The organism is Streptomyces lydicus (genome assembly GCF_004125265.1).
Classification (GTDB): Bacteria; Actinomycetota; Actinomycetes; order Streptomycetales; family Streptomycetaceae; genus Streptomyces; species Streptomyces lydicus_C.
Genome location: NZ_RDTE01000003.1, coordinates 5,957,039 through 5,982,783 on the forward strand (window position 1 = coordinate 5,957,039; position 25,745 = coordinate 5,982,783).

The window sequence follows — 25,745 nt, forward strand, 5'->3', positions numbered from 1 at the left end:
CCCGCCGGGCGTCGGCGTGCCGGGGGCCGGGGGCCGGGGGCCAGGGGCTGGGGGAGCCGGGGGCGGGGGCGAGCCGACCGGGGGCGGGGGCGAGCCGACCGGGGGAGCGATGCCACGAATTCACTCACCTCACCGCCTTTACCGCCTCTTACCTCCCTCGCCGCCCCTCTGCCCTTCCCCGCCTCACTTCCCTCCCCTCTCACCTCTCTCCTCTTTCCTCCTTCCTCTCCTCGTTTCACGCAAACGGATGCCGTAATTCCGAAGCGCCGGGATTTCTGGTAGATTCTTGCCGCCCGGACTCCGGCACCCCTCCGCGCATTACCGGAAATTCCATTACCGGTAATGCGCAACCGTTTTTTTATGGTGATAGTATTTCGCGTCCCCATATCCCCGCCCCGCTCCCGGCGCTGCATCGCGCGCCTTCCCGGGCGGACTCCCCGAATGCTTGAATTATCGGGAAAGAGCGAGGTCAGAAAGCGGCCCGGTACGCACCGGAGGCGACGCGGCACACTGCGAAGGCCGCCGCCAGGGCAGATCGAGCGATGGCGCTGGCCGTGTTTCATGAGGCGAAAGCGGCATCGAGGTCCATGAGGCACGTACGAAAGGGGTAGTCATGTTACCCACCACAACGCATGCGGCCGAAGTCATGGTGACCGCCCGGCATATCGCGAGCTGGCCCCAGGAAAGGGGAGCTTTGATTCCCGCTGACTGCTGGAGTTCCGTGCAGTGCGTGGTATTTCGTCTGCCGGCGGTGAAGCGGGCGGTGCCGATCTGCCGGAACCTGGTCCGCGCCTGGCTCGACGGGCAAAGCATCCATGACGACGACACATGCTATCCGGTGTTGCTCGTCCTGTCGGAACTCTTCTCCAATGCCGTTCAGTATTCCGCCAGCAGATACATCACCTGCCGGATATGGAGGTCGGAAAGCCTGCTGCACATCGAGGTGCACGACCGCGGCGGCACACCGTCGGTCCCCCGGATGCGACGCCCGGGCCAGGCCCAGGAGCACGGCCGCGGTCTGGAACTGGTCGCCAAGTCGTCCTCGCGGTGGGGCCGCAGAACCGAGGCCGACAACGGCTGCACCGTATGGGCCGCGATACCGCTGACCACGAGTGTGCGAAGCGGCCTGGCGCCGTAACGCACACGCACCCCACCTCACCCACCCCCCACCCCGGTCGGCCGGCCGACCGACCGGACCTTCACGGCGACCGTTACGCATCGGCCGCCACGCCGCCCCCTCCGGGGTGGCTCCCTACCGCCGACGGTCAGGCAGGCACCGGCTCCGCACCACCTCCCCGCGGGACGGAACCAACCGGCCGGCCGTCGGCACCGCAGGGCGGGCACCCCGCCCGCCCCGCCCGTCCGCCCCCACCGGACGCCTCGACCCCACCGGACGGGTCCACCTGACGGCTCCACTCCGCCGGACGCGCGTCACCGGGGCACCCGCACTCCGCTCTCCTGGACCAGGGCGTCCAATTCGCGCACCGGCTGCGCGTCCCCGTACGGCCGCAGCTCGTCCCTGAAGTTCTGCAGGTACCGCTCGCCGAGCGCCGACTTCAGCCGGCTGAGCAACCCCACCGCCTGCACACCGGCCCGGCACGCCTCCTCGACGTCCCCGGCCTGTACGGATGCCGAAGCGAGCAGCAGCAGATCGATGGCCCGGCGGCGCACCCGGGTCCGCGGGTGCCGGGCCAGCGCCTCCTCGGCCCGGCGGGCGGCCGGACGCGGCTGCTTCAGATCCCGGTAGCAATGGGCCAGTTCATCCGCCAGATAGGCCCGGTCGAAGTGCGCGATCCACTCGGGACTGTCCCCCGGAACGACATGCGCCATGGCGTCCGTGGCTTTGTCCGCCAGTATTTTGCACATCCGCGCGTCCCCGAGCATGGCGTAGCCGCGGGCCTCGGTCACGTAGAACATGGCCTGGGCGGCCAGCGGGGCGCGCCCCCGGGTGCCCTCCTGCGCGGCCCGGGCGAGCTGCACCGCTTCCCTGGCGCAGCCGGCGCCGACGGCGAGATGACTCAGACCGGCCGCCAGCACATAACCGCCGTAGCAACGGTCGTCCGCGGCCTGCGCGAGCCGCAGCGCCTGGATGTAATACCGCTGCGCCAGGCCCGGTTGCCCGGTGTCCAGCGCCGTGTACCCGGCGAACTCCGTCAGCCGGGCGGCCGCGGCGAACAGCTGCCGCCCCGTGGTCTCGCCGTAACTCCCCTCCATCAGCCCGGACAGCACACTGCTGAGGCACGAGACCACCACCGGCCGCACATACCCGCTGCCGACCCGGTGGTCGAGTTCGGCCAGTGCCTGGGTGGTCGCCCGCACCAACTCCACATCGGTCATTCCCACCCGCGGCCCCAGCCGCGGGCTGCGCGCCACCTGCGGGTCGGGGGAGCTGATCAGCCAGTCCCTGCTGGGTTCCACCAACGCCGAGGCGGTCATGGCGGAACGGGACAAAAGCCCCCGGGATTCGGCGTCCATGTGCCATAGTTCACGGACCTGCTCCAGCGCGTCCTCCACGGTCGCCGCGAAGTGCAGTCCGACCCCACACGTCACGCTGTTCCCGTTGGCCATACCGATCTCTTCCGTCGAGACCGTACGGCCCAGCCGCCCGCTCAGCGCCTCGGCGATGATGGCGGGAACCCGGCCGCGGGGCCGCTGACCGCCCAGCCACCGGCTCACGGACGTCTTGTCGTACCGCAGATCCAGACCCTGTGCCTCTCCCAGGACGTTCACCTGGCGGGCCAGAGCGGAGTTGGACAGCGAGGCTTCCTGGATGAGGGACCGCAGTCGCTGGTTGGTCTGACGCGCGACGAGTGGTCGGGCGGCCATGGTTCGCCTCCAAGCACATGCCGCCAACGGTTCACGTTGGCATATCCAGAGAGAACGGGATGGAACAGTCAATACCCAACAAGCGGGACTGAATCGCGATGACCAAAGTCAAGTAGCCGCCTGGGCGTTGCGCCCAGTAGCGCAGGCGCACCCGGGGGCTCCAGCCACCCCCCACTCACGCCGTACTGCCCCCCGCGCCCCCCACCACCCCCGCCGGCACCCACCCTCCGCCCGCGCACAACCCACCCCACCGAGCGCCGGCCGGATGCCCTGCGGCCGCGACCGACGAGCCTCAACTCCACCGCACAGCCGCTGCTTGACGGAGGATGGCGGGCAGCGGGCAGCGGGCAGCGGGCGCCCGAGTCAGACGGACGCCCCGAAAGCGCCCCCGCCTACGGTGTACGAGGCCGACCACGGGCCACGAACCACGGGCCACGAACCACGGGCCACAGATCACAGCACGAATCACAGATCGCAGGTTGCAGACCACACACCACACACCACACACCACACACCACACACCACGGAGACCGCCACCGATGACCGAGGAAACCAAGCCCCTGCTGGACCCCCTCACGGCCCTGTCCCGACAAGCCGCCGCGTACGACTGGGCAGCCAACAGGGCGTTGACGCTGGACCAGCGCTACCGGGAACGGCAACTGCCCCTTCTCCACAACCGGGCCAGGGCGCCTCTCGGCCCCGAAACCGGTGCGGCCGAGTACTGGCCGCCGATCCGGTCGGTAGTGATCCCCCTGGACAGCCACCGGCTGGCTGCTGACCCCGGCATCACCGCCTTCCTCGACGACCTCCGCCGCAGCGACGTCGCCCCGCTCATCTGGTGGCCGGGACTGGCCTTACGGGCCGACCGCATGCACGCCACCCTCGCGGGAGGACTGGAAGAAACCCCGGACCCCCTTGCACGCCCGACCGCACACATCGAAGTAACCGTCCGCGGTCCATGGATCGGACGCTTCAACACGGGCAGGATCTACCTCCCCGTACAGGTAGCCGACGCGGAATCCGCAACCACCCTCGCCCGACTCCGCACCAGGACCGGCGCTCCCCATCGTCCACTCCTGGCCGGCTACATACAGCTCACCGACGACGTCACCGGAACCGCCTACCGGCAGCTCCGCGACCTCGTGACCACCCACCAGAGCCGCATCGCCGTGCGCCTGCCGCTGACCGAACTCTGGCTGATGGACACCATGGACGACCTGGTGCTGCGCTCCCACCTCACCACCCGCATCCCGCTGCGGATCAGCTCCTGACCCACGCACTCGCCGAACACGGGATTCCGCCGCGTTACCAGCCCGCTCGGTCCGGGGCTCCGCTGATCAACGCGACCGCCCCCGGAGCACTCGACACTCCGGGCCGCCGTCGCTTGGCTCCTCTGCCGCCGCCCACGAAGCGAGCGGGTCGCCTGTCGAGCCAAGCGGCGGTCTTGCGTCTGCCGATTCAGACGCTTTCGATGTTTTCGAAGTAGGCGATATGCGCCCGGAGATCTTCCTCGATCTCTTCCTGACTTCCCGCGGCCGGCAGCCCCCAGTGGGTCTCGTCACCGACTTCCATCGCTCTCTCGCTGCTGAACCGGATGAGTCCGGGGGAGGGGCTGAATTCATCGCGCAGCCAGGTCGCGAGGGGAGCGGCTTCGCCTGGCGAGACACCGATGAGCGTGATGCAGCCGCACTCCTCGACGGGGATGGTGGCCATGCCCTGGACGTCGATTCCCTGCCCCACTGTCACCTCGAAGTCCAGGTAGGTCCGGCCCTGGAACATCGTGGGCATCCTCTGCGTGACAGCGTCGGGAAACCGGCGCTTGAGGGCCGCTTCGAAGCCTTCGAAGGTCATGTGCCACGAGTTCGCCTTGTCCACCGGCGGATAGAAGAGGAGGGTTGCACGGTCTTCGTCGTCAGTCATGGGGGAGTCCGTCGTCTCAGGGGTCGTAGTGGGTAGTGCCCTTTTACGCCTGCCATGGCCGCTTCCGCCCAGCACCGGCTGCTCCCACGGAAGGGCGGGACGGAAGAAGCCGGCCTTGTGGACGTCGATGGCGGTCGGCGCGGGTGCGATGCGGTCCGCGTAGTTGTTCCAGCCGAACGGATCCGCCTCCTCCGCCCCGGCATCCGACCGCCCGCCGATGCCGCCAAGCACCCTCTGGCCAGCAAAAAGACCCTCCCGAAAGGAGGGTCTTGAAAAGCGCCCCCGGCAGGACTCGAACCTGCGGCCAAGTGCTTAGAAGGTGTGCGAGCCCCAGCGATGTGCTTACCGGCCTATTCGCAGGTGGCGTCGAACCAAAGTAGGGAAAAGCACTTGGCCCGAGATTTCTTGGAAGCTTGACACCAGTGCCGTGCCCCGGCCGTGAGCAGCTGCACATATCCTGAGCGGACGCCGAGGCTCCGTCCCCTCCCAGGAGGGGACGGAGCCTCTCTCGCTGGGGAGCAGCGCTGAGAACTACTTCTGCTCAGCGGCAAGCTGCGCGGCCAGCGCATTGAACGCTGTGACATACCGGTTCGCGGCGGCCAACTCAGTTCGATCGGGCTTCACGTTCCAACTCTGCACGTTGCCGTTCCCGAAGGTCACGTTGATCGCGGCTGCACCTTTGTTCTTCCGGCCGGTGGCAGCCGCTGAGACGCCCAACGTCGCGACCCCCGCCACCAGTCGTGTCGCAGTCCACCCCTTGTGCGCGTCGGCATTGAAGAACTCGGCCCGCCCACCGGCGATAGGTCCAAACGTCGTGATCCCGCACTCGGAGGTGGCCCAGGGGTGCATGAACGCCGCTTGCTTCAGCTGAGTCTCGGCGGGGTGATCTGCGCGCCATTCCCTGAGAGCTTCCCTGGCTTCCCTCTGCGCGTCTCGTTGTGCTTCACGCGACGCTCGCCGTTCAGCGCGTTGAGCCGCCCGAGCCTCAGCCTTCTGCGGATCACGATTGAACATAGGTCACCTCGTTCTGTGGGCTGCCACGAATGCCCTAGAGCTGTCGGGCCGGCCTGCGCTGGCCGGGTTGCTGACCACGACTGCCGGGGCCGCCGGATGGTTGTGCGTCACCGGGGCATATTCGTGTGTTCTGAGAGACGCCGAACGAGCTTGGAGAACATCACCGTGTATTCACCGTGGCCACCCGCAGAAACCCGGTGGCAGCCGGACGGCGTCGGCTCTCTCGCCGACCACCGGGGGAGGGGCCGACGCCTGCACAGGAGCATCCGCAGATGCCCTGAACAGCAAAAGGACCCTCCCCGTGGGGAGGGTCTGTTCTGGCGCCCCCGGCAGGACTCGAACCTGCGGCCAAGTGCTTAGAAGGCACCTGGTGGGAGTGCGAACAGTGGGGCTCTGACCTGCACGGATGCGAAAATTCCGCTAGCTAGCAGTTCAACTTTCGAGGTTTTCGGGAAGCTCCCATCAGAGCGTCCCTGGGAAGGGCCTCCCGTCGGATCCGAACCCCGACCCTCGCTTGGGATCGAATCCTTGTTCGGCGATGTTCGTTCCTGCCGCGTGGTGCTGTTCTCCCTGGTCAGCGCCACGCGATAGGAGCGTGAATCCAGTCTGAGGTGAATGATGGTCAGCCGTCCGCTCACGCATCGCTCACGCATGGGGGGTCTGACCTGTGGTGGTGCAGACGCCGGTGGGCAGGTGAGTTCAACCAGAGCGGAAACATCAACGCCTGCAGGTTCATGCTGGTGGCGGTGGGCTAGAACTTGAACTGACCACCTCTTCGTCCCGAATGAGGTTCGAGGAGGGGCCTGACCGGGACTGGTCAGTATTTGTCCTGGTCAGACGGCTGGTGTGGTGTGGTAGTGATGGGGGTCAGTGGGTGTCCGGAGGAAGATCATCTCTCAGATTTCTCCCAAGGGGCCGTGGGCGCTGTGCTCCGCGCAGGTCTCGGCAACGGTTGCTGCCGCGAGTTCGCAGATGGCGCCGACTGATGCGGCGAAGGCGCCCGCCACATCGGGTCAGGTCCTGGTGGCGGGCCACGTAACGCTGGCTGCGGACATGACGGCTCGGTCATCTTCGTGGGTCCTCCGGGAGATGGCCGTACAGGCGGTACCCCATCTCGTCGGGGTGCCGTGTGACGCGAGCCAGTCGCCAGGCTGCCTCGTACGACATACGGCCGTGGTTCTGGGCACGGATGCGCACCGCCAGCACGCTGGTGACCGGATCGAGGAGCCAGCGCAGGAGCGTCACCTTCACTGGAACTCGCCTGCGATGGCGGTGAGGGCACGGGCGGCGTCCTCATCGCCGAATGCCTTGATGGTGCCGGCGAGCAGGGTCAGGAGTTCCTTGCAGCCTTCGGGGGTCAGTTTGCTGACGAAATCGTGGAGCACCTGAGCAACAACGACCCACCGCTGTCCGGGTTGCCACTGTCTGACGGTGCGGACCAGTTCTTCGAGATCTGTACCGGTCGGTGGCCCGCCTAGACGTGGCCAGTTCTCGGCCGCGCTTTCCAGGGCTGTGTAGAGCCGGGCAGTGGCGGGGTTGGCGAGGATGTGTTCCTGGAGGAACTCCTCCCGTGCCCGGGCCTGGCGACGGGCCAGCTTATCCAGTTCGAGCTCGCGGCGCAGCAGCTCTTCCTGACGATGGTGCTTCTGCCGCAGTTGTTCCGCGGCGAGCGCGGCCAGCCGGGTTGGTTCGTCCACATCGATGCTCACGGTGGCGTCTACGACGATCACGCCTTCGTCACCGATCGGCAGGGCTTTGGTGAGCGCGGTTCCGATGTCTTGCTCTGCGGCATTCGGGCGGAGGACATCACATTTTGCTGCCGCCTTGTCGATGACTGCTCTGACGAGTCTCCCGGCAGCTCGCGGATCTGCAGGAACGTCGGTGTCGTCAGGGCGCCGCCAGGTTGCCCGGACGTCCACGCAGAAGCAGAGTGTCGGGTCCGTGCTGCGTGGCCGGTCGGAGAAGGCGGAGACCCATGTGGTGGCACCCGGCTCGGAGGCGTTTTCGGGGACGGGACGGCGCTTCATGCGGCTTCGGACTCCTCCGGCTCGTCAGCCTCGGGGGCTTCCGTCAGCAGGCGCTTCTGGACCTTGGCGAGGTCGGCGTCGAGGAGGGAGGAGAGCTCCTGTTTCAGGTGCGACCGGTCGGGTGAGTATGGGCGGTTCTCACTCTGGACCCAGACCTGGGAGCAGGTGCGGAGGGCTTCGCGCAGGGTCGGGCCTTCAGGACCGCGAACGTCCACGGCCCGGCGGAGGGTGTCGAGGATGAGTGATCGCAGCGGCGGCTGCTCGAGGGCCGCGTCGAGCCACAGGTAGATGGCGTGGTCGAGTTCGCGATCTCCCGCCGGTCCAGTCGCTTGACGCAGGAGGGTGCGCCATCCAGTGACCAGGCCGGCGACGGGCGGGCGGAATTTCTCGTCCTCGTCGGTGTCCGGTGTCGTGTCGTTGTGCAGAACTAGCGGCACTCGGTCGGCCTTGGGCGCGGGAGACGCGGCGAGAGCCGCGAACGTGCGCTGGCCCACGGTGTCCCTGATCTTCTCGTCGCCGCACCAGTCGACGACGTACCCGAAGAGGGTCTTCCGGACGGAGGTGTCCGCCCATAGCACCTGGATCGCCTCGCGCAGGCTGCCCACGACCTCCTCAAGTCCGATGTTCGCCACACGCTTCAGGCGGCGGAGCGCCTTTCCGGTGTGCCGACGTCCGAACTGCCCGGTGCAGACCTCGACGACCGCCTGCTGGAGGGAGGGCTCTTTACGTTTGGCCCAGGACAGCAACAGCGTGTGTACGTATGGCGCGCTCGCGGCGTGGATCGCCGCGTTGTCGAGCAATCCCACAGCCAGAGGCCACAGTTCTCTGTCTGTGCCGTGGGCGTACCATGCCTTGACGATCTCCTCCAATGGCTCCTGCCTGCGATGACGCACGGCCCAGCGCAGCGCGAACTCACCGATGCGGGCCGCCAGGGCACGGCGGGCGTCCTTGGTGATGGTCTCCAGCGCTTCCTTGTTCGTCCCCGCGTCGTCGATGGGTACCTGCGCGAGCCACTTCAAGAAGGACGTGCGAGCCAGAGGGCGGTCGTTCCAGAAGTACTCGATCGCGGCGTCGTCCCAGTGCGGGCGGTCGAATCGCAGGGTGCCGTCCCCCTCGCGCCGCGCCTTGATCGCCTTGGTCATCGCGATCACGCCCGGGGCTTGCTGCCCGTGGATGGGGACGGAGTCCTTCTTCTTGTCGAGCGTGTCGGTCAACTCCGCGGCCTTGGCGTACACATGGCCCACTGGGTCGCCGCGCAGGACGGCCGCGGCCAGGAGGAAGTTCCGTTCGAAGCTGGTCCGGAAGTGGCCCTCCGGTTCGTGCCACTCGTAGAGCGCGTCCTCCCAGTTGCTCAGGACGGCCACGACGTTGGCGATCTGTGCGTCGAGGGAGAGGGGCCGCTCGGCGGAAGTCTGCTGTGTCGATTCCCGGGCTAAGTCCAAGGGGACTTCGGCAGCGTGACGTTCGGCCTTTCGGTGCTCATCGAGCATGAGAGAAGTGACGTTCAGGATGTCCGTGGGCATCATGCCGTCGATGAGTCGGCGTATACCGGTGTTGCGGAGCCAGGCACTGACGGGGAACGACGGCTCCTGCGCGAGCAGCCAGCGGGTGGCGATGTCGTGCGGGCGGATCTTGCCCAGGTCCGGGGCTACGCCTGGCGGTGCGCCGTGGCTGATGCGCTGCCACTGTTCCGGGCGGGTGAGAACGATGAGCCGGTTGTCCCGCCGGGTCAGCCGCTCGCCGAGCTTGCCCAGACCAGAACCGAAGGTGTCGGCGACCTGGAAGCCGTCCTCGTCCGGCGGCAGTTCGAGCAGGAACCCGCATCCGTGGTCGTGAGGTAGGCGTCGTGCGGGGAAGTGCTGGGAGCCGCCGAAGGAGAGTGGGCGCACTTCTGTGATCAGACCTTCTTCCACGAGCTGGTCGAGAAGGGCGTAGGCGGTCGTGGTCCTGCTGCTGTTCGGCGGACGGTTGATGACCAGCACGGACCCCGAGGGCCGGAGGGACGCCAGTGCCTGCGCGAACGGGCTGCGGCTCCGGTCCGCGCCTTCGAAGTGGGGCTCGGCATAGACCTTGCGGATCACCGCCAAGTACTCGGAGTCGATGGGCGCGTCGGCGTCCAAGGTCTGCTCGAACACGTACTTCGTGCCGATCATCTCGCCCAGATTGATCAACGCACGCTGTAGTGTGGCCGCTTGCCCGACCGCCTCGATCGCCTCGGGGGACGGTGATGCCGTCCTGCCCCGCTCAGCTTCTTGCTGGGCCAAGGGCTCCGGGCTGCTCGGTGGGGCGGCGGGGGCAGGTGGATACGGCGGGAGTCCGGAGACGGACTGTGCGCCCGGCGCCGTCACCGCGGCCGCGCGGAAGTCCGTTGATGGCTCGGTATTGGCCACTGAGCCCGTCGCGTGTAAGCCAGCCGAACTGCCGTATTGTTCCACGATGTTGGTTTCTTCTTCATCTGTGTACCGGTCAAGCAGTGGTGGACGCACGCGCGAATCTTCGGTAGCGCTGTGCGGCACTCCAGTAGCCGGAGCGGGCTGCTGATGCGGAACGCCCGGTTCGTCGTCGAAAGCCATCGGTCGCGTCGCCTCTCAGCCGATGGTTCCGTCGATCTCGGTGCCTACTTGTTCCGCCGACGCCTCGATCACCTTCGCGGACTGGTCCACGCGCACGCGGGCCTGTCGGGAAATGCCTTGCGCGCGTACGCCGACCTGGTGGCCGGCGAGGTGGTCCGTCCGTTGTGTGACGGAGACTCCCGGGCGGGCAGGCCGCTCTTCCTCGTTGCCAAAGGGCAGCTGCCGCCCATAGATCTCCTCCAAGTCCAGGCGCAGCCCACCCAAGAGCTCCCTGAGCTCGGGATCGCCTCCCTGTAGCAGCGCAGGACGCGTCAGATACACCTGGAGTGCTCCGCGGGCTTCGGTGATGCGCTCGATTCGCGCGGCGGAGAGTTCAGCTGAGTGGACGGTAAACGGCCCGCTTCGTCCTTCCACCTCTTCCGGTTCCTCTAGGGGAACTCGGCCCGAGCGTCGATCGAGGACCGCCCCGGCCCGATCGAATAGGAATTTGACCGCCTCGGTGAGCGCGGTGCCGACGAGCATCGGAAACGTCAGTGGATCCATGGCTGTATGCCCTCCCCGTTGATTGCGCACCCCGCGGCCTACCTGCGGGCGCAAAACCTGACTGACGGTACGTTCGCTGTCACTCAGAGAGAAGATTCGTTCCGGTCGCCGGAGATGCCGTCTGAAACGCCCCTGTCGTTCATGTGTGCGATGTTCTTGACGTGGGCGTCGTCCCGCGGCACCTATTCCATGCACATATGGCAGGCGAACTTCCGGCTGGAATCATGCGGAATCGCCCGTGTGCGATCTTGCTGGCGTGGCCGAAATGCGTCAAAGGGGCGCACGACTCTTCCGTGTCCGGAACGGAGGGCGCTTTCGCGACATCGGCATCGACACGGGGGTCGGGCGTGGGCGCAAACGGAGCAGGCCAGACATGAGGCCTGCGCTGCGTCTAGGTCAAGCTGGAGCTGACACATGCCTTCTATCACGACAGCCGATTCCGTGGGCTGCCCCGGGAAGGCTGCTACGCCTACTGTCTCGACCTTGCCCGCTTCATGGTCGGCCCTTCGCTCAACGTCCGCTCCCACCCTCGGTGGTTTGACGAGCGCCAGGCGGTGCGCCAAACGGGGGCGGAGCATGGTCATCGACTGACGCGGTTCGCTTGCGCCAAGGACAGCCGCCTGCGCGCCGTAGCCACCATGGCGATACGCGTGGCGATCGTCGTATCGGAACGCCGCGACGGTGACAGCATCCAGTTCCGCAGAGGCTTCCCGAGCAGGGCTTCTGTTTGCGAAGCTCGACCAAGCCCGCGTCAAGTGGCCCGGTTGGCCCTGCCCCCTCGGATCTTCACGCCGTTGAACCTCTGATCTCCATCAAATCAGTCCGCCGCGCCGTGACTGAGCCGGAGCATGGTGGTATGTCGATTTGGTACCGGCCTGTTGGTCTTGTACGCGCCCACTGGAAGCTCGCCTTCTTGCCGGTCGGGTTTGTGCTGAACCTCTGGGGCAACCAGCTTTATGAGGCGGGGCGCCAGGCCGTTGGGGCCGTGATCTTTGTCTTCAGTATCGCCCTCATTGTTGTGGCGGGACGTCACTGGCGAAAGATCTCTCCTGGTTTGCAGGCGCCAAAGGCTATACGCCGCATACGTAGTCGGCTGCGTCAGTGGTTGACAATGACTTTCCATACGCCCGTATGGTTCAGTCGTCGAGAGAAGGCGAAAGTGGTGATCTGGGGGATTATCGCGTTCAAGATCTCCTTCTACCCACTCAATGTGGCTGACAGAATCATCGCAGCTCCAGAGCAATTCATCGCTCGCTACGGGGACGCTCAGAAGATGCTGGCCTTCTGCCTCCTCTTTCCTTACTTGGCGCATTGGTTTGAGCCGAAGGATAGACTCCTTGAGCGGCTGGAGGGGCGTGTCCTTCGAGCCATGGTCAGCCGGACGGTCGGGAACTTTAACGGAGCATGCGGTGTGGCTATTTTGCTATACGCCGTGCTGCCGACGATTTCTCGTGACTACACCAAGGTGCTACCAGCTCTAGCGGTCACTGTCGCAATTGCCACCGTGGTGGCCACGCACAAAATGTGGACCCGCTACCGCAAATTGTGCACGCAGGCGTACAAGAACATCCAGGCCCTGATCCGGGCGCTGGAGCAATCGTCCGGAGCCGGAGCGCATTTGGAAGTTATGGCTGCCTGGGGGGTGGTGGAGTTGGATTTGCGAACTCGCGTGGATACTGGCTACGTCTTCGGTATGCGATTCGCCCCGAAAGTGATTATCTCCGCAATCGGCGAAGCGGTTGAGAAGGTGAACAGTGGGCTGCCCGGTCATGAGGACGCCCGGGCTCAGGCGCTGGCTGACTTGAAGATCATTCGAGATGTGTGTGTTGAGCGGATTGATGCGGTGGCGTGAAGCGGTTTGTGGATCGAGCTGGTGCGCAGCATCTGCGGATGCATCTTCTCGTTGGAGAACGTTAAGGATTGCGATAACAGCGCCTCGCGGGAACCTCAGCCGACCGGACGGCGGGGTGGTAGACGTGCCAGGCTGGTCGCTGAGGGGCCTCGTGCTGTTTCCAGACCGGCACTTAGCTCGTGCAACAGGGCCGCGGCGCCAGCCTCGTTCCCGGGCCTCAGTCCGGTACTCGCCCTCGCTGAGCTGATCGGTGACCGCCGTCTCGCTCCGCTTCAGCAGGAAGATCCCGTTGGCCCGTCTTGCCGGACCTTCCAATCTTGCGGCGGCGCTCTGTCACCTGCCAACGCTGACGTCGGTGTTCGAGGACTGCCTTCCACAGGTCCAGGCGATGGCGAGAATCCTTCGGCAACGTGAAGCGGAGGACTCCGAGGACAAGGGCAGCCACCAGCACGGGCGCGGACCCCGGGTGGTCGGTGAGGAACGGCATGGATCAGCCCTTCCCGTCGCACAGGTCGAGGGAGGCGGTGCCCAGCACCACCCGGTAGGTGTCACCGTGGCGGGCAAATCTCGCGCCCTTGACCCCGGCCTCCCGGTGGGTCAGTGCCAGAGCCAGGTCGCGGGGTTCGGGATAGCCGGTCCAGCGGCACTCCCATGAGTCGCCGGCGCCCCAGAGTCGACGTACGGGACCGTGCCGAATCACTTCCGGCTCCTTCCGGCGTTCAACTCCGGGGCGCTCCAGAGGGTCCCAGGACAGACTGGTCGCCCAGCGGCCACACCGGTCAACCAGGTTGTAGCGAGAAACGAGACCTGCCAGCAGAGTGGTCGCTTCCCCTGAGATGGGGGGGATGGCTGCCAGTGCGCGGCGCTCGTGCGCGGTGAGGTCGTTGTCCAGCGTTAGATAGGGGTGCCGGGGTACGAGGCTGCGCCTGTTGCCGCGCTGGCATCCGGCTGGGTCACCGGTGATGGTCAGCAGTGCACCGGTGGGCAGATGGCGTAGACAGACGGAGCGCTGCCCATGGCACGTGTATGTGACCTCGTGCCGTAGCCCAGGGACGCCGCGTGAGCCGGCCCCCTGGGTGGCTAGCAGCCGGGTGGCCACGTTCTCCGGGGCGCGCTCCGCCACTATCACCAACTGGTCCCTGCGGGGCGACATCACCGGGTCGTACGAGGCGACAACCGAGTAGTTCCACCTCGCCGTCGGACCGGTGTACACGTTGCCGTTGAAAAGCGCGAGCGCTAGTAGGGCCCGGAAGGCGCGCTGGTCGTCCGAGCAGTGGTCTAGACCCAGCCCGTGGGTGTCGCTGCTGATCGCGGATTCGGCGGCGGCTTCGCTTTCCCCGGTGTACTGGACGCGAAGCGGGATCCGCTCCGCGGGCGGCATGGTGTGGACAGGTAGTCCACCCAACTCGCGCGCGGCGGTCAATCGTGCCTGCTGGAAGGGGATGACTTCCCTGGACTCGCGCTGGATGCGTCGTGCGAGATTAACGATGTCCCTGTCGAGCGTCACGTCCGGCTCCCATGGGCGTGCTTCAGCGCTCCCGCCCACTGCGCCCCATTAGGAGGAACGAGAGTTTTCAATCACGCGCGCACTACGGCGCTTTGCGCCCTCAACCCTGGATAGCTGCGGGAGGAACCCAGGTCCGACGTAACGGCGAGCGTGTTCGCCTGACCGAAGCATAGCGTCTTGAGGGCGCGTTGGACGAGGGTGTGCTCCGCTTGCGGAGCACACCCTGACCGCCTTTCAGTGCAACCAGTTCGTTACTCCCATGACACTGGCCGCCACCGTGCTCGCGAACGCCAGCAATTTGAGCGGTGCGCGATCAAGAGTCACATGCAAGGGGCCGCAACGAAGCTCCAAGGCCGGCCTGGGCGAGGGCGGCTCCGACGGGTAGGCAGCCTGAGTGTCAGGAACAACGTGAGAGTTCAGAGGCTTGGGCACGGCTTCTCCGGTTCTTCGGGCTCACGGCACATGTCGGCCGTAGGCAAGCGGCTGGCTCGGTGATTCGAGCGCGCCCACCTTCGAGCCCCTGCTACTTAGCACCGCAAGTCGCTCCGGCCCGCTTCCTGTCGTTGCCGTCGACTCTGGCCACTTCCTGCAGGCAAGGTCATACGGGCGTGACCTGCAGTTTCTTCCACTGCTTTGCAGCTTCGAGGCGAGCAGTCGAGCACATCAACTTTTGAAGTCCGCTCTGAGACAGGCACGTTGCGACAATCGTGGTTGTCCCCACCGGGAGTGCTGCGACAACTACGGTTGTCCTCATGTGTTCAGTGAGCGGTGATGATTTCCGGTTCGATTCGGGCGTCATGGCGGAGCCATGGCGTTCGCCTAGCGCAGTCGAAGAGGCCCGAATACGGGACCAGTTGAGGGATCTGGCCCGCAACATCGCGGGATGGACCTCGGCGCGTGGCCAGGAATGCCTGACCAACGGACACGAACCCTCGGCTAGGGCGGAGGTGTTCGCAGACTGGCAGCTCGCCTACCTGCACGCTCTGCGGCAGGTGTATGAAGCTGCCGAGGTCCTTGCCGCTGAGGCTGCGCTGACGAGGGGGTGGGTGAATGTGCTGACGAAGAGTGAGATCGCTGCCTTCTTGATGTGCCTCCAGCTCGCCTCCGAAGAGGAGTATCGATCCATTTCATGGAAGGAGCGGGCTGGCCTTTTAGGGCTGTCGCGCGACGTGTATGACGCCATGCAGGTCCTTGAGGCATACCGACTTATCAACATCATGAGGCCAAGGGGCCGCAGGGAGGAGGGTACTTGGCGCGGATTCAGCAGCGGCGGCCAACCGTTCTCAAATAAGATTCGCCTGAGCCTTCGCGGCCTATGGAGACCGGCTCACGAAGTTGTCGACGCGGCGGTTATAAAGACCGCTGTTCTAGGTAAATGGTCCAGGCCCCTCGGTGGGTAAGTCAGGCGTGTATACCGAGCAGTTGCGCGCCAAACGCTCGCCCGCGCTTTGCGGAAGGGGTAAATTGTCCAATCGTGGTCCCAATTCCGCGTCTCAGTCGAAGGTGAGCGCGCGGAAGGCATTCCGGATACGGGTCAGCGGCTCGCGGTCGCGGGTGTAGTAGAGCTTGTTCGTCAGCAGGGCGGCCCAGGTTCCCCGTTTGGGGGAGATCCACATGCCGGTGCCGGTGAATCCGTAGTGCACGTAGGTGCGGTCGGCGGGGTCGGTGCCGGGGGCGGGGTGCCAGAAGAGACCGCGCACGGGCTCCAGGGTTCCGGTCTGGACGCTGAGCGATTCCTCGACCCAGGTTGGCCCGAATCCCGGCGCTGTGGGGGCGGTCGTGGGGTCGAGCATGTACCTCAGGAAGTGGGCGAGGTCGTCGAGGACGGAGAAGGTGCCGGCGATGCCGCAGACGCCGCCGAGGAGGCGGGCGGAGAAGTCGTGGGCGGTGCCCTTGAGGTGGCGGCCGGTGTCCTCGTCGAGTTCGGTTGGGGCACAGCGGACGGACAGCTCGGGTAGCAATGGGCCGAAGCGGGTGTGGATCATGCCCAGGGGCTGCCAGATGCGGGTGCGGGCGAGTTGGTCGAGGCTCTGGCCGGAGAGGTGTTCGGCGAGGTAGCCGAGGATGAGAGCGGCCCGGTCGGTGTACTCGACGGCCTCGCCGGGCGGTCGGTGCAGGGCTTCGTGGAGGACGCCAGCCCGGATGGTGGCTGGGTCGGTGCCGTAGAGGTTCTTCAGCTGGGCTCGCAGTGGTACGCCGGCGGTGTGGGTGAGCAGGTGGCGGGCGGTGGCCTGGCCGAGGGGTCGGCCTGTGGCCTCGGGCCAGAAGGTGCCGAGGGGTTCGTCGAGCGGGAGGGAGCCGTCTTCCCAGAGGGCGCCGACCGTGGACCAGACGGCCAGGATTTTGGTCAGGCTGGCGACGTCGAAGACCGTGTCCGGCCGCATGGGGCTGTCCGGCTCGGCGGGATCGAGGACACCGACGGTGCCCGCGGCCTTCGTGCCTGTGGCGTTGCCGGTGGCCCACACGGCGCCGGGGTAGACCTTGTCGCGGACGCCGTCCGCCACGAGCTGCTTGATCCGGTCGGTGCTGTCTTCCATGAACATCTCCGATGTCGCGGTGCGGGCCCGCCCGTCAGCGTAGTGACGCGGGCGGGCCCGGCCGGGGAACGTGGCGGGGCGGTCAACTGATCCGGTGGCCGAGCTCGGTCAGGGCTCTGGCGGTGGCGCTGAGCGGGTAGTGGGCGGCGTTGCTCCGCCCGGCCTGCCGCAAGACAGCGAGCAGCCCGGGTGTCGTACGAAGGCGGTCGACGTCTCGGGCAACGGCTGCGGGGCGGGTGAAGTCGGTCGCGGTGCCGGAGGCGGCGAGCATTTCAGCCAGGCCGGGGACGGGCTGGTAGAGCACGGGCAGGCCGCAGGCTTGGGCTTCGAGGGCGACCAGTCCCATGGCTTCGAGGGTGGTGGAGGGCATGACGAGCAGGTCGTGGTCGGTGAAAGTTCTCCACAGCTGTGGGCGACGGAGCCAGCCGAGGTACCGGATCTTGATGCCGGACTGCTGTACGCCGCGGCTGAGGGTGCGGAACTGGTCTTGCGGGGCGGCGATGCTCAGCTCGACGCCCTGTACGGCCGCCAGGGCCAGCAGCAGGTTCTCGACGCCCTTCTCCGGCGTGAGCCGCCCGGCGTACAGCAGCCGGAAGGGACTGTCTGGCGGACGGGGGCCTCTGCGCGGCGGGTTGGCCAGGAGCCGGTCGGGGATGCCCCAGGGAATGTGGGCGATCTTCGCGCGGTCGGTGGTAGGCGCGATGCGCAGGAGCCGGTCGGCCATGGCCGGTGTCGGCACGACGATGGCGTCGGCGAGCCGCACGGATTCGGTCAGCACGTTGTGCTGGTGGCGGTGGGCTTCGGCGAACAGCAGGTCGGTGCCATGCACGAGTGCGATCCGCGGGTGCTCGCGCAGGGCCCTGATCAGCGCGGGGGTGCCACCGAAGGTGAGGTGCTGGAGGTGAAGGACGCCGATGTGGTCCGGGTCGATTCCCTCGGCCAGGGACCGTTGGAGGGCTGCTACGTAACGGTGGAAGGCCGGGCCTTCGAGACACTTGCCGACGACTGGCAGCAGGTCGAGCCCGGTCGGCAGTTGGGGGCCGGGGCTGGCGGGGGCGAGCATGAAGGCTCGTGCGGGAATGAGGGGCCTGTCCCCGGTGTAGAGGTCGAGGAAGAGCTCGACGCTGCCGCCGGGGCTGGGGAAAGGGAGATCGAGGACGGTGGCTACCTTGGCGTTCATGGTCGGCAGCCCCCAGGGATTTCCTCGTACAGGCGGGAGGTCTCGATTCCTCGGCTGGCTGTGTACTTGAGGCCGTGCTGTTGGTAGCTGGCCGCAGCGCCGAGGGGCTGCAGGAAGACGAGCTTGCCGAAGGTCATGCCGGGATAGATGCGGACCGGCTGGCTGGCGCGGATCTCCAGGGTCCAGCGGATGGCGTGGCCTTGGTGGCCGAGTGGGGCGGAGACGTGGACCCAGATCCCGAGGGCGCCGGTGGTGCGGTCGCCGTTGAGGAGCTGTGCGTAGGTCTCCGAGCCGGTCTTCTCGTGGGTGACGCCGAGGTAGAGCACACCGGGTTTCAGGACGAAGCCCGTGCGGGGGATGGCGATCTCGGTGGACGAGGTTGGGGCGGCGGCGTCGAGGTCTCCGTCGCAGATGCGCAGGTGGGTACCGAGGCGCCAGTCGTAGGCATTGGGGGAGAGCCTGTCGGGGTCGTACGGGTCGATGGTGATCTCGCCCGCGGCGTGGGCTGCGGCAATGGCGGGGCCAGTGAGGATCACGGCGCCACCGCTTCCAGTGGGGCGACGTCCTGCCAGTAGGCGGAGGGCTTGGGCCCGCTGGCTGCCTGGTACTTGCCCGAGTAGGGGGTGATGGGCCCGACGGCGACGAAGAACATGATCTGCCCGATCTTCATGCCCGCGTAGACACGTAAGGGGCGGATGGGGGAGAGCATCAGAGTCCATTGGCCGTGGAAGCCGATGTCGCCGATGGGGGCGGTGATCTCGACGAACAAGCCGAGCCGGCCGACGGAGGAGCGGCCGAACAGGAGGGGGACGAAGGTGTCGGAGCCGACCTGCTCGACGGTGTGGCCCAGGTAGAGCTGGCCGGGTTTGAGGACATAGCCGTCGGCGCCGATCTCGATGCGGTGGGTCGGGTTGGGCTGGTGGGCGTCGAGGACAGGGGTCTTGTAGGTGAGCAGGGTCGGGCCGAGGCGGACGTTGTAGCTGTTGGGGTTGACCTGCGCGTTGTCGAAGGGGGTGATGCGCAGGCGGCCGTCCGTTGCGGCTGCGGTGATCTCGGGGCCGGTGAGGATCATCGGTGAGGTCCTTCGGTCAGGATCCGCTGGAGGGCCTGGCGGAGACGGAGACCGGCTTGGTGGGTGCGGCCGTCCAGGTAGCTCTCGGCGAGGTAGTCGGTGGACAGCACGGTCGGCAGATGCGGTGGCAATGGTGCCGGTTCGGTGATCAAGGGGCCGGCGCTCTTGGTGAGGTGCGCCAGCAGCGCGCCAGGGTTGTCTCTCAGCGCGTCGGGGACACGGGTGTGGACGAGCTGGTTGTTGAAGGGCTCGATAATGAGGAGGTCGCCGAAGGTGAGGACGTCGTCGAGCTGAGTGGAACGCAGGGCGGTCTCGTTGAGGACGACGGCTTCGGCGCCGAGGGCGGTGTGGAGTCGGGTGGCGAGGCTGGAGAGGAGGCGTCGTCGATCGAGAGCCTTGCCTCGGTACGGCTCGGCGACGGCGCCGATCGGCAGGGCCAGGCGATCTCTGAGGTCCTCGATCCGGTCATGGACAGAGGCGAGTTGGGGCGGTAACGCTGTCGTGCCGGTCGTGTCGGGGAAGCGGGCGGTGTGCCCAGTCCATCGTGCGGGGGCCGGTCCGGCGAGGGCGTAGCCGACGCCCAGTTCGCGGCCCTTGAGGACGAGGGTCTCGCCCACTCGGGTGGGGCCGTACTGGTCGCTGTGGCAGTGGCCGGCGAAGATCACGTCGAGGAAGGGGCAGGCGGCAGCCAGTTTGAGGTCCTCGTCGAATCCGGAGTGGCTCAGCACGACCCAGGCGTCGACCTCGTGGTGGTGCGCCAGCATCACTTCGCGCAGGGCCTGGACCGGGTCCGTGACTCGGTGCCCAGCTCGCTGCTCGACGGGGATGGAGTGGAACGCCTGCTCGCCGATGACCGCAGTGATAGCGACGCGCCGGTTGCCGATGCAGACGGTGTGCAGGCGGCGGAAGAGCGGTTCGCCGGTAGCGGCCTCTACGGCGTTAGCGCACACGGTGATGTCCCGGACCGCGGGTTCGAAGTGGTGGACCCATCCGTGGTTCCCGGGCGCGATCACGTCGTAGAGGCCCTGGAGGATTGCGGTTTCGATACGGCCGTGGCCGAGGCGGTAGTAGCCGCTGCCTTCGAAGAAGTCGCCGCAATCGACGATCAGCGTGTCCCGCCGGATGGCGTGCAGGTGGGTCAGCATCGGCAGGGCGTTGTCGAACGAGGAGTGGACATCGGTGGTGGCGGCGATCCGTTGCAGTGCGCGCGGACCGGTCACGGGGTGACCTCGCAGATGTCGGCGCCGAGTGCGAGCAGCTTGGTGGGAAGGTCAGCGTGGCCTCGGCGGAGCTGTTCGAGGCCGCCGAGGGTCGTGACGCCGCTGGCGGTGAGGCCGGCGATGAGTAGGGCCGACCCGGTGCGGATGTCGGTGGCCTCCACTCCCGTGCCGATCAGCTGCTGTGGCCCGGTCAGGCGGCACTGGGTGGGGGAGGTCTGGTGGATGTCGGCACCGAGGCGAGCGAGCTGGGGGATCAGATTGCTGTGACGCCCGGGGTTGATCGCGTCGGCGAACAGATGGGTGCCGTGCATTCCCAGCGCCAGTGCCATCAGAGCGGGTTCGAAGTCGGCATCGAGCCCGCGGGGAGAGAGCGAGGCGATGGCTCGCAGGGGCTGGTGGGTGGGCCGAGTGCCCTCGGCACGCACGTGGAGGGCATCGTGCTGGGCGTCGACGGGAATGCCGAGCCAGCGCAATGCGGCCACCATCGGCGCCACGTCCTTGCTGCGTACGCCCTCGACGCGGCCGTTTCCGCGGGTGGCAGCGATGGCGCAGGCCAAGGTGCCTGCTTCCACCTTGTCTCCGGGGACTTCCCAGGCCACCGGCTCCTGTGCTGCGGAGGCGGGCGGAGTCAAGGAGAGAACGCGCTCGTCGGCCCGTGTCTCCCAACCGGCCACCTGGAGTGCTTGCAGGACGCTGATGACCTCGGGCGAGAGGTTGGGCTGGCCCAGCCGCAGCGGTCGCCCGGCGATGACGGCGCGCAGAATGGCCGCGATGGTCGCGCCGCGGGAGCGGAACGGCAGCATCACCGACACCGAGCCGGTGCGGCTCTCACCGGCTTCGACGCTGTAGCCGTGGTTGTTCATGATCGTGCGGTCGCCGAACGCCTCGTACACCTTGAAGTGCTGCTCCATCCCGCGCTCACCGATCCGGCAGCCGCCCGGCCAGGGCAGCACGGCCCGCCCATGTACGGAGAGGAGGGCGGGAACGAGGTAGTACGAGGCACGGATACGGGCTGCCGTGTCGTGGAATTCCGGCGCGATGTGCATGCCGTCGCTCGGCAGGATCAGGACCGTGCTCGGCTTGCCGACCGGATGGGTGATGCCGTGGCCGGCGTGCTGGAGCAGCATCAGCATGGCTTGAACGTCGTCGTTGGCCGGGACGTTACCCAGCTGGATGGGGCGGCGCAGGGTGGCTGCTGTCGCGAGGAGCGGCAGGGCGGCGTTCTTGGAACCGTCGACCGTCACGGACCCGGAAAGCGGCGGTCCGGGACGGATGGCGATCACCTCGGAGGTAATGGCGGGTGTCCGGGCGGTTGTCACAGTCATCTCCTCGAAAAGCGAACCTGCAGTGGGATGTGGGGACTTGCAGCGGCATGCAGGCGGACCTCGGCCCAGCACCGCTTGCCAGTCGCGGTCAGCTCGACGCCGTACCGGTCGGCCAGGGCAGCGATGAGGAACAGGCCCCGGCCGTGCTCGTCGTTCTCGCCGGGCGATCGGGGCCGGGGAAGGCTGCGGCTGCTGTCGCTGACCTCGACCCTTACGGCGTTGCCATCGCAGCCGCCGAACAAGGTGATTGCGCCCCGACCTGCGTACTGCACGGCATTTGAGAGCAGTTCGCCGGCGATCAGCTCGGCGGTGTGCAGTGCGTTGCTGTGGGCCGGCAGGCGCCAGTCACGCATCTCGGTGGCGAACTGCCGTCGCGCCGACGCCGCAGCTGCCGGGGTGTCGGAGACTGACAAGCGGATGTCGTGCACTTCCATGAGGGCCTCCTGGAGGGGTGCGGCTGGACCAGGCAACCGCTCCAGAACAGGTCGAAACCAGTCCGTGTGCCGACGCTGCATCACTTATGCAGGAGCTGCATCACGGCCAATTAGCTCTCCCTTACGCTCGGTTGAGCAGGCAGAATCGGCGACGGCGGGAGGAGCCGTGGCACAGATGGCCGAAACGCAGAGCGAGGCGAGACGGATCGGCGAAGTGATCCGTCAGGCACGCGTGTTACAGCGGCGCTCGCAGAAGAACGTCGCCACCGCACTGGGGTATCACCAGTCCAAGGTGAGCCGCTTGGAGGCGGGATGGGGTGTCCAGGACGTCCGCATGCTGCGTGAGGTCGCGCGGGTGCTGGACATCCCGCTGCACCGCATTGGTCTCGCTGCTGCTCCGGATACCAGCCCCTCCGACCCAGAGACAACCGAGGACATGCATCGCCGTAACTTCCTCGCCGCGGGCATCGCGCTCGTCACCCCCGCCGTGCCTGCCGCCGCCCACCAGGATCTGGTCCAGTCCCTTCTCCCTGGCCCGAGCCCCGTGGCGGCACGTCCGGTACCGGACCTGCCGGAGATACGTGATCACGTCACAGCCGCGCGCCGCCTCTTCTGCACCTGCCAGTACACGGAACTGGAGCGCACGCTGCCCGGACTGATCGGGCAGCTCCGGCAAGCCATCAGCGATGCCCCGGGCTCGGCCGACCTGTCCGGACTGCTGGCCACGACCTATCAGACCTCGGCGAGCCTGCTGCTCAAGCTGAGCGATCACGGCAACGCATGGCTCGCCGTCGGCAGGGCCATGGCCGAGGCCGAGCGCTCCGGGGATCCGGTGGTGCTCGCGTCCAGCGTCCGGGTACATGCCCACGCCCTCGCCCGTGATGGCCACACCACCCAGGCCGTCACACTCGTCCGCCACACCGCCGACCAGCTCACGGGCGCGTACGATCAACGATCCCCGAAATACCTCGCCGCGCTCGGCCTGCTGCTCCTGCGCGGCGTCACCGCCGCCAGCACCGGCGCCGACCGCTCCGCCACACAGGACTTCCTCACCGAGGCGAAGGAAGTCGCCCGTTACGTCGCGCTCGACCGCCCCGACGCCTGGGCCAACTTCAGCCCGACCAACGTTGCCCTGCACGGCGTCAGCGCGGCCGTCGCCTTCGGCGACGCAGGAATCGCGCTGCAGACCGCCCGACCCCTCATGCGACGCCACATCCCCGTGCCTGAGCGCCGCGCTGCCCTGTGGGTCGAATCCGCCCGCGCCTACAGCCAGCAGGGCCGCCTCGCCGACGGCTACCAGGCACTACGCATCGCCGAGAGCTGCGCGGCCCAGGACATCCGCCGCCCGGCCGTCCGGGAGCTGGTCGCCGACATGGCCGCCCGCGACCACCGTCGTACCCTGCCGGAACTGCACTACTTCAGCCGTCGACTGGGAGTCCCCGCGTGAGCGAACAGCCTGACCAGCAGACCAAGAAGCCGTTCCTGTACGTCGTCGTGTGCGCGTCCGGAATCGCCGGCGACGTCGGCAAGCTGATCACGGCGGCGCAGGAGGCGAACTGGGATGTCGGTGTCATCGCCACCCCACAGGGCCTCGGCTTCATAGACACGACGGCGATCGAAGCGCAGACCGGCTATCCCATCCGCTCGGCCTGGCGCTCACCCGGCGACCCCCGGCCCCTGCCGCCCGCCGACGCCATCGCGGTCGCGCCGGCCACCTTCAACACCATCAACAAGTGGGCGGCCGGGATCTCCGACACCCTCGCGGTGGGCATCCTGTGCGAGGCGTACGGCCTCGGCATCCCCACCGCCGTGCTCCCGTACCTGAACACGGCCCAGGCCGCCCACCCCGCGTACCGGCAGAGCTTGGACCGGTTGCGCGCGATGGGCGTCTTGATCGGCTCGTACGATCCCCACCGTCCGAAGGCCGGTGGCGGAGCGGACCGTTTCCACTGGGAGGAGGCGTTGGAGCTGCTCGCTCCGGAGGTGCCGGGGCGAGCGTGATCACCGTCGCCGGAGTCGGTTCGCTTCCTGGTGGGCGGCGGCAGCGGCAGGGACAGCAGGGGCGGGTTCGGTACGAGGACGCCGCGACCTGGGCACCGACACGGGTTGGGTGACGTAGCCGAGGTGCTGCAACCGCCAGACCAGGACTTCGCTGATTGACTCGGCGCTGTCCAGTTCCCGTTGTGCAGCGGCCTTGGCCAGCAGGGCGGCGGTGTCGTGGCCGACGCGTTCGGCCTGGTCGAGCACGGCGGCCAGTGCGTCCCAGCCAGGCTCGGCTCGGAGGCGCTCTGCGAGGTGGGGGAGGGCCGTGCGGACCGTGGCGGCGTGCTGTCGCCGGGACTGTGCAGGCAGGTGTTGGCCGTAGGCGCGCATGGCGGCCAGCGGGCTGGCGGCGGTTGCCTGGTAGGCGGCGCGCAGGTGGGTTGCCGCCTGCTGGGAGGCTTCGGCCTGCTGGGCGTGGCCGCGGGCTGCGTGCCAGCGGGCGGCCGCGATGACGGTCAGGATCATGAGGTCGAGGACCATGGCGGTGGCGGCGCCGTCCTGTCCGCGGCCGAGAGCGGACCCGGAATGGACGATCTGGTGAGCCGCGCGGCGCAGGGCGTACATCTCCTCCTTCTCGGCGCGGATGTGCGAGCGAGTGGCCCGCTCGAAGTGCACTGCAGCCGCCCGCAGTTCGGCCTGCGTGGGACCGAATGAGGTCTGGGCGAGCGCATCGAGGGCCTCGCCGACCCCGATCAGCTGAGCAGCTGCCGCACCGTCGTCGCCGGCTGTGAGGGACGTCAGGGCCGAGTCGGTGGCCTCGGCGGCGAAGTGGCGGGCACGGACCGGTGCGGAGGCGCCGCTGAGTTCCAGGACCGCGGGCGGCTCGGGCACGTCCGTGGTGGCTGTGAACCGCTCGCGGATCCGGGGCAGGGAAAGGTCCGGTGCGAGCTTGGAGCCGGAGAACCAGATGGGCTCGCCCGCCTTGTTGCGGTCGCCGACCTTGGCGACCGAGTAGCCGAGCACATCGCCGGAGGGAGCGATGCGCTTCTTGACGCGGACGCCTTCGGCGGCGAGCCGGTCGAAGAACTCGTCCTCGTCGGCGGCACCGGACAGGGCACGGTGGACGTGTTCGCGCAGCAGCTCGCGCGAGGCGGCGTCCTGGCCGAGGCGTTCGGCCTTGCGGCGTTCGGCGCTGGTGGGGCGCTTGGCCGCAGTGCCATCACCTTCCTTGAGCCGGCGGAGTCCGAACTCCGTCTCGATCTTGCGGCATTCGGCTTGGGCTCGGGTGCCGTCCTTGTGGTGGCGGGGACGGGTGCGGTCGGCGCGGACGAGGGTGGCGACGATGTGGATGTGGTCGGGGGCGTGGCGGACGGCGATCCAGCGGCAGGCTTGGTCGTCGCCCTCGGGGGCGATGCCGGTGGCGTTCAGCACGCGGCGAGCGACCGTGGCCCATTCCTCGTCGGACAGGGCCCGGTCGCCGGGGGCGGTGCGGACGGGGCAGTGCCACACATGCTTCTTGGGTGCCTTGTCGCCGAGGGCGTCGACCCACAGGTCGAGGTCGGCGGCCAGCTCGCCGAAGGTGGCGTTCGGGTCGCGGCCGGGGTCGGGCAGGTGGGGGTCGTAGGCGGCGACGAGGTGCGGGTCGACGTGGGCTTCGATGTCGCTGGTTCGGTAGAGGTAGTGGAGCAGGCCGATGGTGTGGCTGCCGCGGGAGACGTCGGGGACCAAGGCG

General features: G+C 67.5%; 21 protein-coding genes and 1 tRNA gene. 5 read left to right on the forward strand and 17 right to left on the reverse strand.

Annotated elements, in window-relative coordinates:
* Window positions 1–613: 613 nt before the first annotated feature.
* Window positions 614–1,138, forward strand: a complete 525-nt coding sequence (locus D9V36_RS28680; RefSeq protein WP_241721083.1) for an ATP-binding protein — start codon at window positions 614–616, stop codon at window positions 1,136–1,138.
* Between the two features lie 293 nt (window positions 1,139–1,431).
* Here D9V36_RS28680 and D9V36_RS28685 read toward each other — a convergent pair whose 3' ends face one another.
* Window positions 1,432–2,826, reverse strand: coding sequence for a transcriptional regulator (locus tag D9V36_RS28685; RefSeq protein WP_129296292.1), 1,395 nt, complete (start codon window positions 2,824–2,826; stop codon window positions 1,432–1,434).
* 539 nt (window positions 2,827–3,365) lie between these two features.
* On the opposite strand from D9V36_RS28685, the gene D9V36_RS28690 reads away from it, so the two are divergent.
* Window positions 3,366–4,097, forward strand: coding sequence for a hypothetical protein (locus tag D9V36_RS28690; protein WP_129296293.1), 732 nt, complete (start codon window positions 3,366–3,368; stop codon window positions 4,095–4,097).
* A gap of 187 nt (window positions 4,098–4,284) precedes the next feature.
* Here D9V36_RS28690 and D9V36_RS28695 read toward each other — a convergent pair whose 3' ends face one another.
* The 7 genes from D9V36_RS28695 to D9V36_RS28725 all read right to left on the reverse strand — a co-directional run bounded on the left by D9V36_RS28695 (window position 4,285) and on the right by D9V36_RS28725 (window position 10,903).
* Window positions 4,285–4,746, reverse strand: coding sequence for a hypothetical protein (locus D9V36_RS28695; protein WP_129296294.1), 462 nt, complete (start codon window positions 4,744–4,746; stop codon window positions 4,285–4,287).
* Window positions 4,747–5,277: 531 nt separating this feature from the next.
* The gene (locus D9V36_RS28700; protein WP_129296295.1) at window positions 5,278–5,760 is read right to left on the reverse strand and encodes a hypothetical protein; all 483 of its coding nucleotides are present in this window, start codon (window positions 5,758–5,760) and stop codon (window positions 5,278–5,280) included.
* A 318-nt stretch (window positions 5,761–6,078) separates the two neighbouring features.
* Window positions 6,079–6,170: transfer RNA gene (locus D9V36_RS28705), tRNA-Ser, on the reverse strand.
* 655 nt (window positions 6,171–6,825) lie between these two features.
* A complete protein-coding gene (locus D9V36_RS28710; RefSeq protein ID WP_129296296.1) occupies window positions 6,826–7,011 on the reverse strand; it encodes a hypothetical protein in 186 nt (61 codons plus the stop codon).
* Window positions 7,008–7,787, reverse strand: coding sequence for a hypothetical protein (locus D9V36_RS28715; RefSeq protein ID WP_129296297.1), 780 nt, complete (start codon window positions 7,785–7,787; stop codon window positions 7,008–7,010). Before D9V36_RS28715 ends, D9V36_RS28710 begins: the two co-directional genes overlap by 4 nt.
* Window positions 7,784–9,940: a hypothetical protein gene (locus D9V36_RS28720; protein ID WP_241721084.1), complete on the reverse strand. Its 2,157-nt coding sequence runs from the start codon at window positions 9,938–9,940 to the stop codon at window positions 7,784–7,786. The genes D9V36_RS28715 and D9V36_RS28720 overlap by 4 nt, the downstream gene beginning before the upstream one ends.
* Before the next feature lie 435 nt (window positions 9,941–10,375).
* Window positions 10,376–10,903: a hypothetical protein gene (locus D9V36_RS28725; RefSeq protein ID WP_129296298.1), complete on the reverse strand. Its 528-nt coding sequence runs from the start codon at window positions 10,901–10,903 to the stop codon at window positions 10,376–10,378.
* An 856-nt stretch (window positions 10,904–11,759) separates the two neighbouring features.
* Here D9V36_RS28725 and D9V36_RS28730 point away from each other — a divergent pair.
* Window positions 11,760–12,755, forward strand: coding sequence for a hypothetical protein (locus tag D9V36_RS28730; RefSeq protein WP_129296299.1), 996 nt, complete (start codon window positions 11,760–11,762; stop codon window positions 12,753–12,755).
* A gap of 490 nt (window positions 12,756–13,245) precedes the next feature.
* On the opposite strand, the gene D9V36_RS28735 is transcribed toward D9V36_RS28730, so the two are convergent.
* The 8 genes from D9V36_RS28735 to D9V36_RS28770 all read right to left on the reverse strand — a co-directional run bounded on the left by D9V36_RS28735 (window position 13,246) and on the right by D9V36_RS28770 (window position 22,030).
* Window positions 13,246–14,262 carry a hypothetical protein gene (locus D9V36_RS28735; RefSeq protein WP_129296300.1) on the reverse strand — a complete coding sequence of 339 codons (1,017 nt, stop codon included), beginning with the start codon at window positions 14,260–14,262 and terminating at the stop codon, window positions 13,246–13,248.
* A 1,493-nt stretch (window positions 14,263–15,755) separates the two neighbouring features.
* Window positions 15,756–16,799 carry a serine hydrolase domain-containing protein gene (locus D9V36_RS28740; protein ID WP_129296301.1) on the reverse strand — a complete coding sequence of 348 codons (1,044 nt, stop codon included), beginning with the start codon at window positions 16,797–16,799 and terminating at the stop codon, window positions 15,756–15,758.
* Window positions 16,800–16,881: 82 nt separating this feature from the next.
* Entirely contained in the window at window positions 16,882–17,979 is a 1,098-nt protein-coding gene (locus D9V36_RS28745) for a glycosyltransferase family 4 protein (protein ID WP_129296302.1), read from the reverse strand.
* The gene (locus D9V36_RS28750) at window positions 17,976–18,515 is read right to left on the reverse strand and encodes a dCTP deaminase (RefSeq protein WP_129296303.1); all 540 of its coding nucleotides are present in this window, start codon (window positions 18,513–18,515) and stop codon (window positions 17,976–17,978) included. Before D9V36_RS28750 ends, D9V36_RS28745 begins: the two co-directional genes overlap by 4 nt.
* Window positions 18,512–19,051, reverse strand: a complete 540-nt coding sequence (gene dcd, locus D9V36_RS28755; protein ID WP_129296304.1) for a dCTP deaminase — start codon at window positions 19,049–19,051, stop codon at window positions 18,512–18,514. Before dcd ends, D9V36_RS28750 begins: the two co-directional genes overlap by 4 nt.
* Window positions 19,048–20,271 carry a metallophosphoesterase gene (locus tag D9V36_RS28760; protein ID WP_129296305.1) on the reverse strand — a complete coding sequence of 408 codons (1,224 nt, stop codon included), beginning with the start codon at window positions 20,269–20,271 and terminating at the stop codon, window positions 19,048–19,050. The genes dcd and D9V36_RS28760 overlap by 4 nt, the downstream gene beginning before the upstream one ends.
* Entirely contained in the window at window positions 20,268–21,596 is a 1,329-nt protein-coding gene (locus D9V36_RS28765; RefSeq protein ID WP_206739743.1) for a UDP-N-acetylglucosamine 1-carboxyvinyltransferase, read from the reverse strand. The genes D9V36_RS28760 and D9V36_RS28765 overlap by 4 nt, the downstream gene beginning before the upstream one ends.
* Entirely contained in the window at window positions 21,593–22,030 is a 438-nt protein-coding gene (locus D9V36_RS28770) for an ATP-binding protein (protein WP_129296306.1), read from the reverse strand. The genes D9V36_RS28765 and D9V36_RS28770 overlap by 4 nt, the downstream gene beginning before the upstream one ends.
* Before the next feature lie 175 nt (window positions 22,031–22,205).
* Here D9V36_RS28770 and D9V36_RS28775 point away from each other — a divergent pair, with 175 nt between their 5' ends.
* Window positions 22,206–23,477 carry a helix-turn-helix domain-containing protein gene (locus D9V36_RS28775; RefSeq protein ID WP_129296307.1) on the forward strand — a complete coding sequence of 424 codons (1,272 nt, stop codon included), beginning with the start codon at window positions 22,206–22,208 and terminating at the stop codon, window positions 23,475–23,477.
* Window positions 23,474–24,031, forward strand: a complete 558-nt coding sequence (locus D9V36_RS28780) for a flavoprotein (RefSeq protein ID WP_129296308.1) — start codon at window positions 23,474–23,476, stop codon at window positions 24,029–24,031. Before D9V36_RS28775 ends, D9V36_RS28780 begins: the two co-directional genes overlap by 4 nt.
* Here the strand turns inward: D9V36_RS28780 and D9V36_RS28785 are convergent, their stop codons facing one another.
* Window positions 24,032–25,741: a relaxase/mobilization nuclease domain-containing protein gene (locus D9V36_RS28785; RefSeq protein ID WP_129296309.1), complete on the reverse strand. Its 1,710-nt coding sequence runs from the start codon at window positions 25,739–25,741 to the stop codon at window positions 24,032–24,034.
* Between the last annotated feature and the right edge of the window lie 4 nt (window positions 25,742–25,745).

Bases quoted from the DNA above. Each gene is read 5' to 3' on its own strand.
- D9V36_RS28680 (WP_241721083.1), top strand. From the start codon at position 614: ATGTTACCCACCACAACGCATGCGGCCGAAGTCATGGTGACCGCCCGG.
- D9V36_RS28685 (WP_129296292.1), bottom strand. From the start codon at position 2,826: ATGGCCGCCCGACCACTCGTCGCGCGTCAGACCAACCAGCGACTGCGG.
- D9V36_RS28690 (WP_129296293.1), top strand. From the start codon at position 3,366: ATGACCGAGGAAACCAAGCCCCTGCTGGACCCCCTCACGGCCCTGTCC.
- D9V36_RS28695 (WP_129296294.1), bottom strand. From the start codon at position 4,746: ATGACTGACGACGAAGACCGTGCAACCCTCCTCTTCTATCCGCCGGTG.
- D9V36_RS28700 (WP_129296295.1), bottom strand. From the start codon at position 5,760: ATGTTCAATCGTGATCCGCAGAAGGCTGAGGCTCGGGCGGCTCAACGC.
- D9V36_RS28715 (WP_129296297.1), bottom strand. From the start codon at position 7,787: ATGAAGCGCCGTCCCGTCCCCGAAAACGCCTCCGAGCCGGGTGCCACC.
- D9V36_RS28720 (WP_241721084.1), bottom strand. From the start codon at position 9,940: ATGATCGGCACGAAGTACGTGTTCGAGCAGACCTTGGACGCCGACGCG.
- D9V36_RS28725 (WP_129296298.1), bottom strand. From the start codon at position 10,903: ATGGATCCACTGACGTTTCCGATGCTCGTCGGCACCGCGCTCACCGAG.
- D9V36_RS28730 (WP_129296299.1), top strand. From the start codon at position 11,760: ATGTCGATTTGGTACCGGCCTGTTGGTCTTGTACGCGCCCACTGGAAG.
- D9V36_RS28740 (WP_129296301.1), bottom strand. From the start codon at position 16,799: ATGGAAGACAGCACCGACCGGATCAAGCAGCTCGTGGCGGACGGCGTC.
- D9V36_RS28745 (WP_129296302.1), bottom strand. From the start codon at position 17,979: ATGAACGCCAAGGTAGCCACCGTCCTCGATCTCCCTTTCCCCAGCCCC.
- dcd (WP_129296304.1), bottom strand. From the start codon at position 19,051: ATGATCCTCACCGGCCCCGAGATCACCGCAGCCGCAACGGACGGCCGC.
- D9V36_RS28765 (WP_206739743.1), bottom strand. From the start codon at position 21,596: ATGACTGTGACAACCGCCCGGACACCCGCCATTACCTCCGAGGTGATC.
- D9V36_RS28770 (WP_129296306.1), bottom strand. From the start codon at position 22,030: ATGGAAGTGCACGACATCCGCTTGTCAGTCTCCGACACCCCGGCAGCT.
- D9V36_RS28775 (WP_129296307.1), top strand. From the start codon at position 22,206: ATGGCCGAAACGCAGAGCGAGGCGAGACGGATCGGCGAAGTGATCCGT.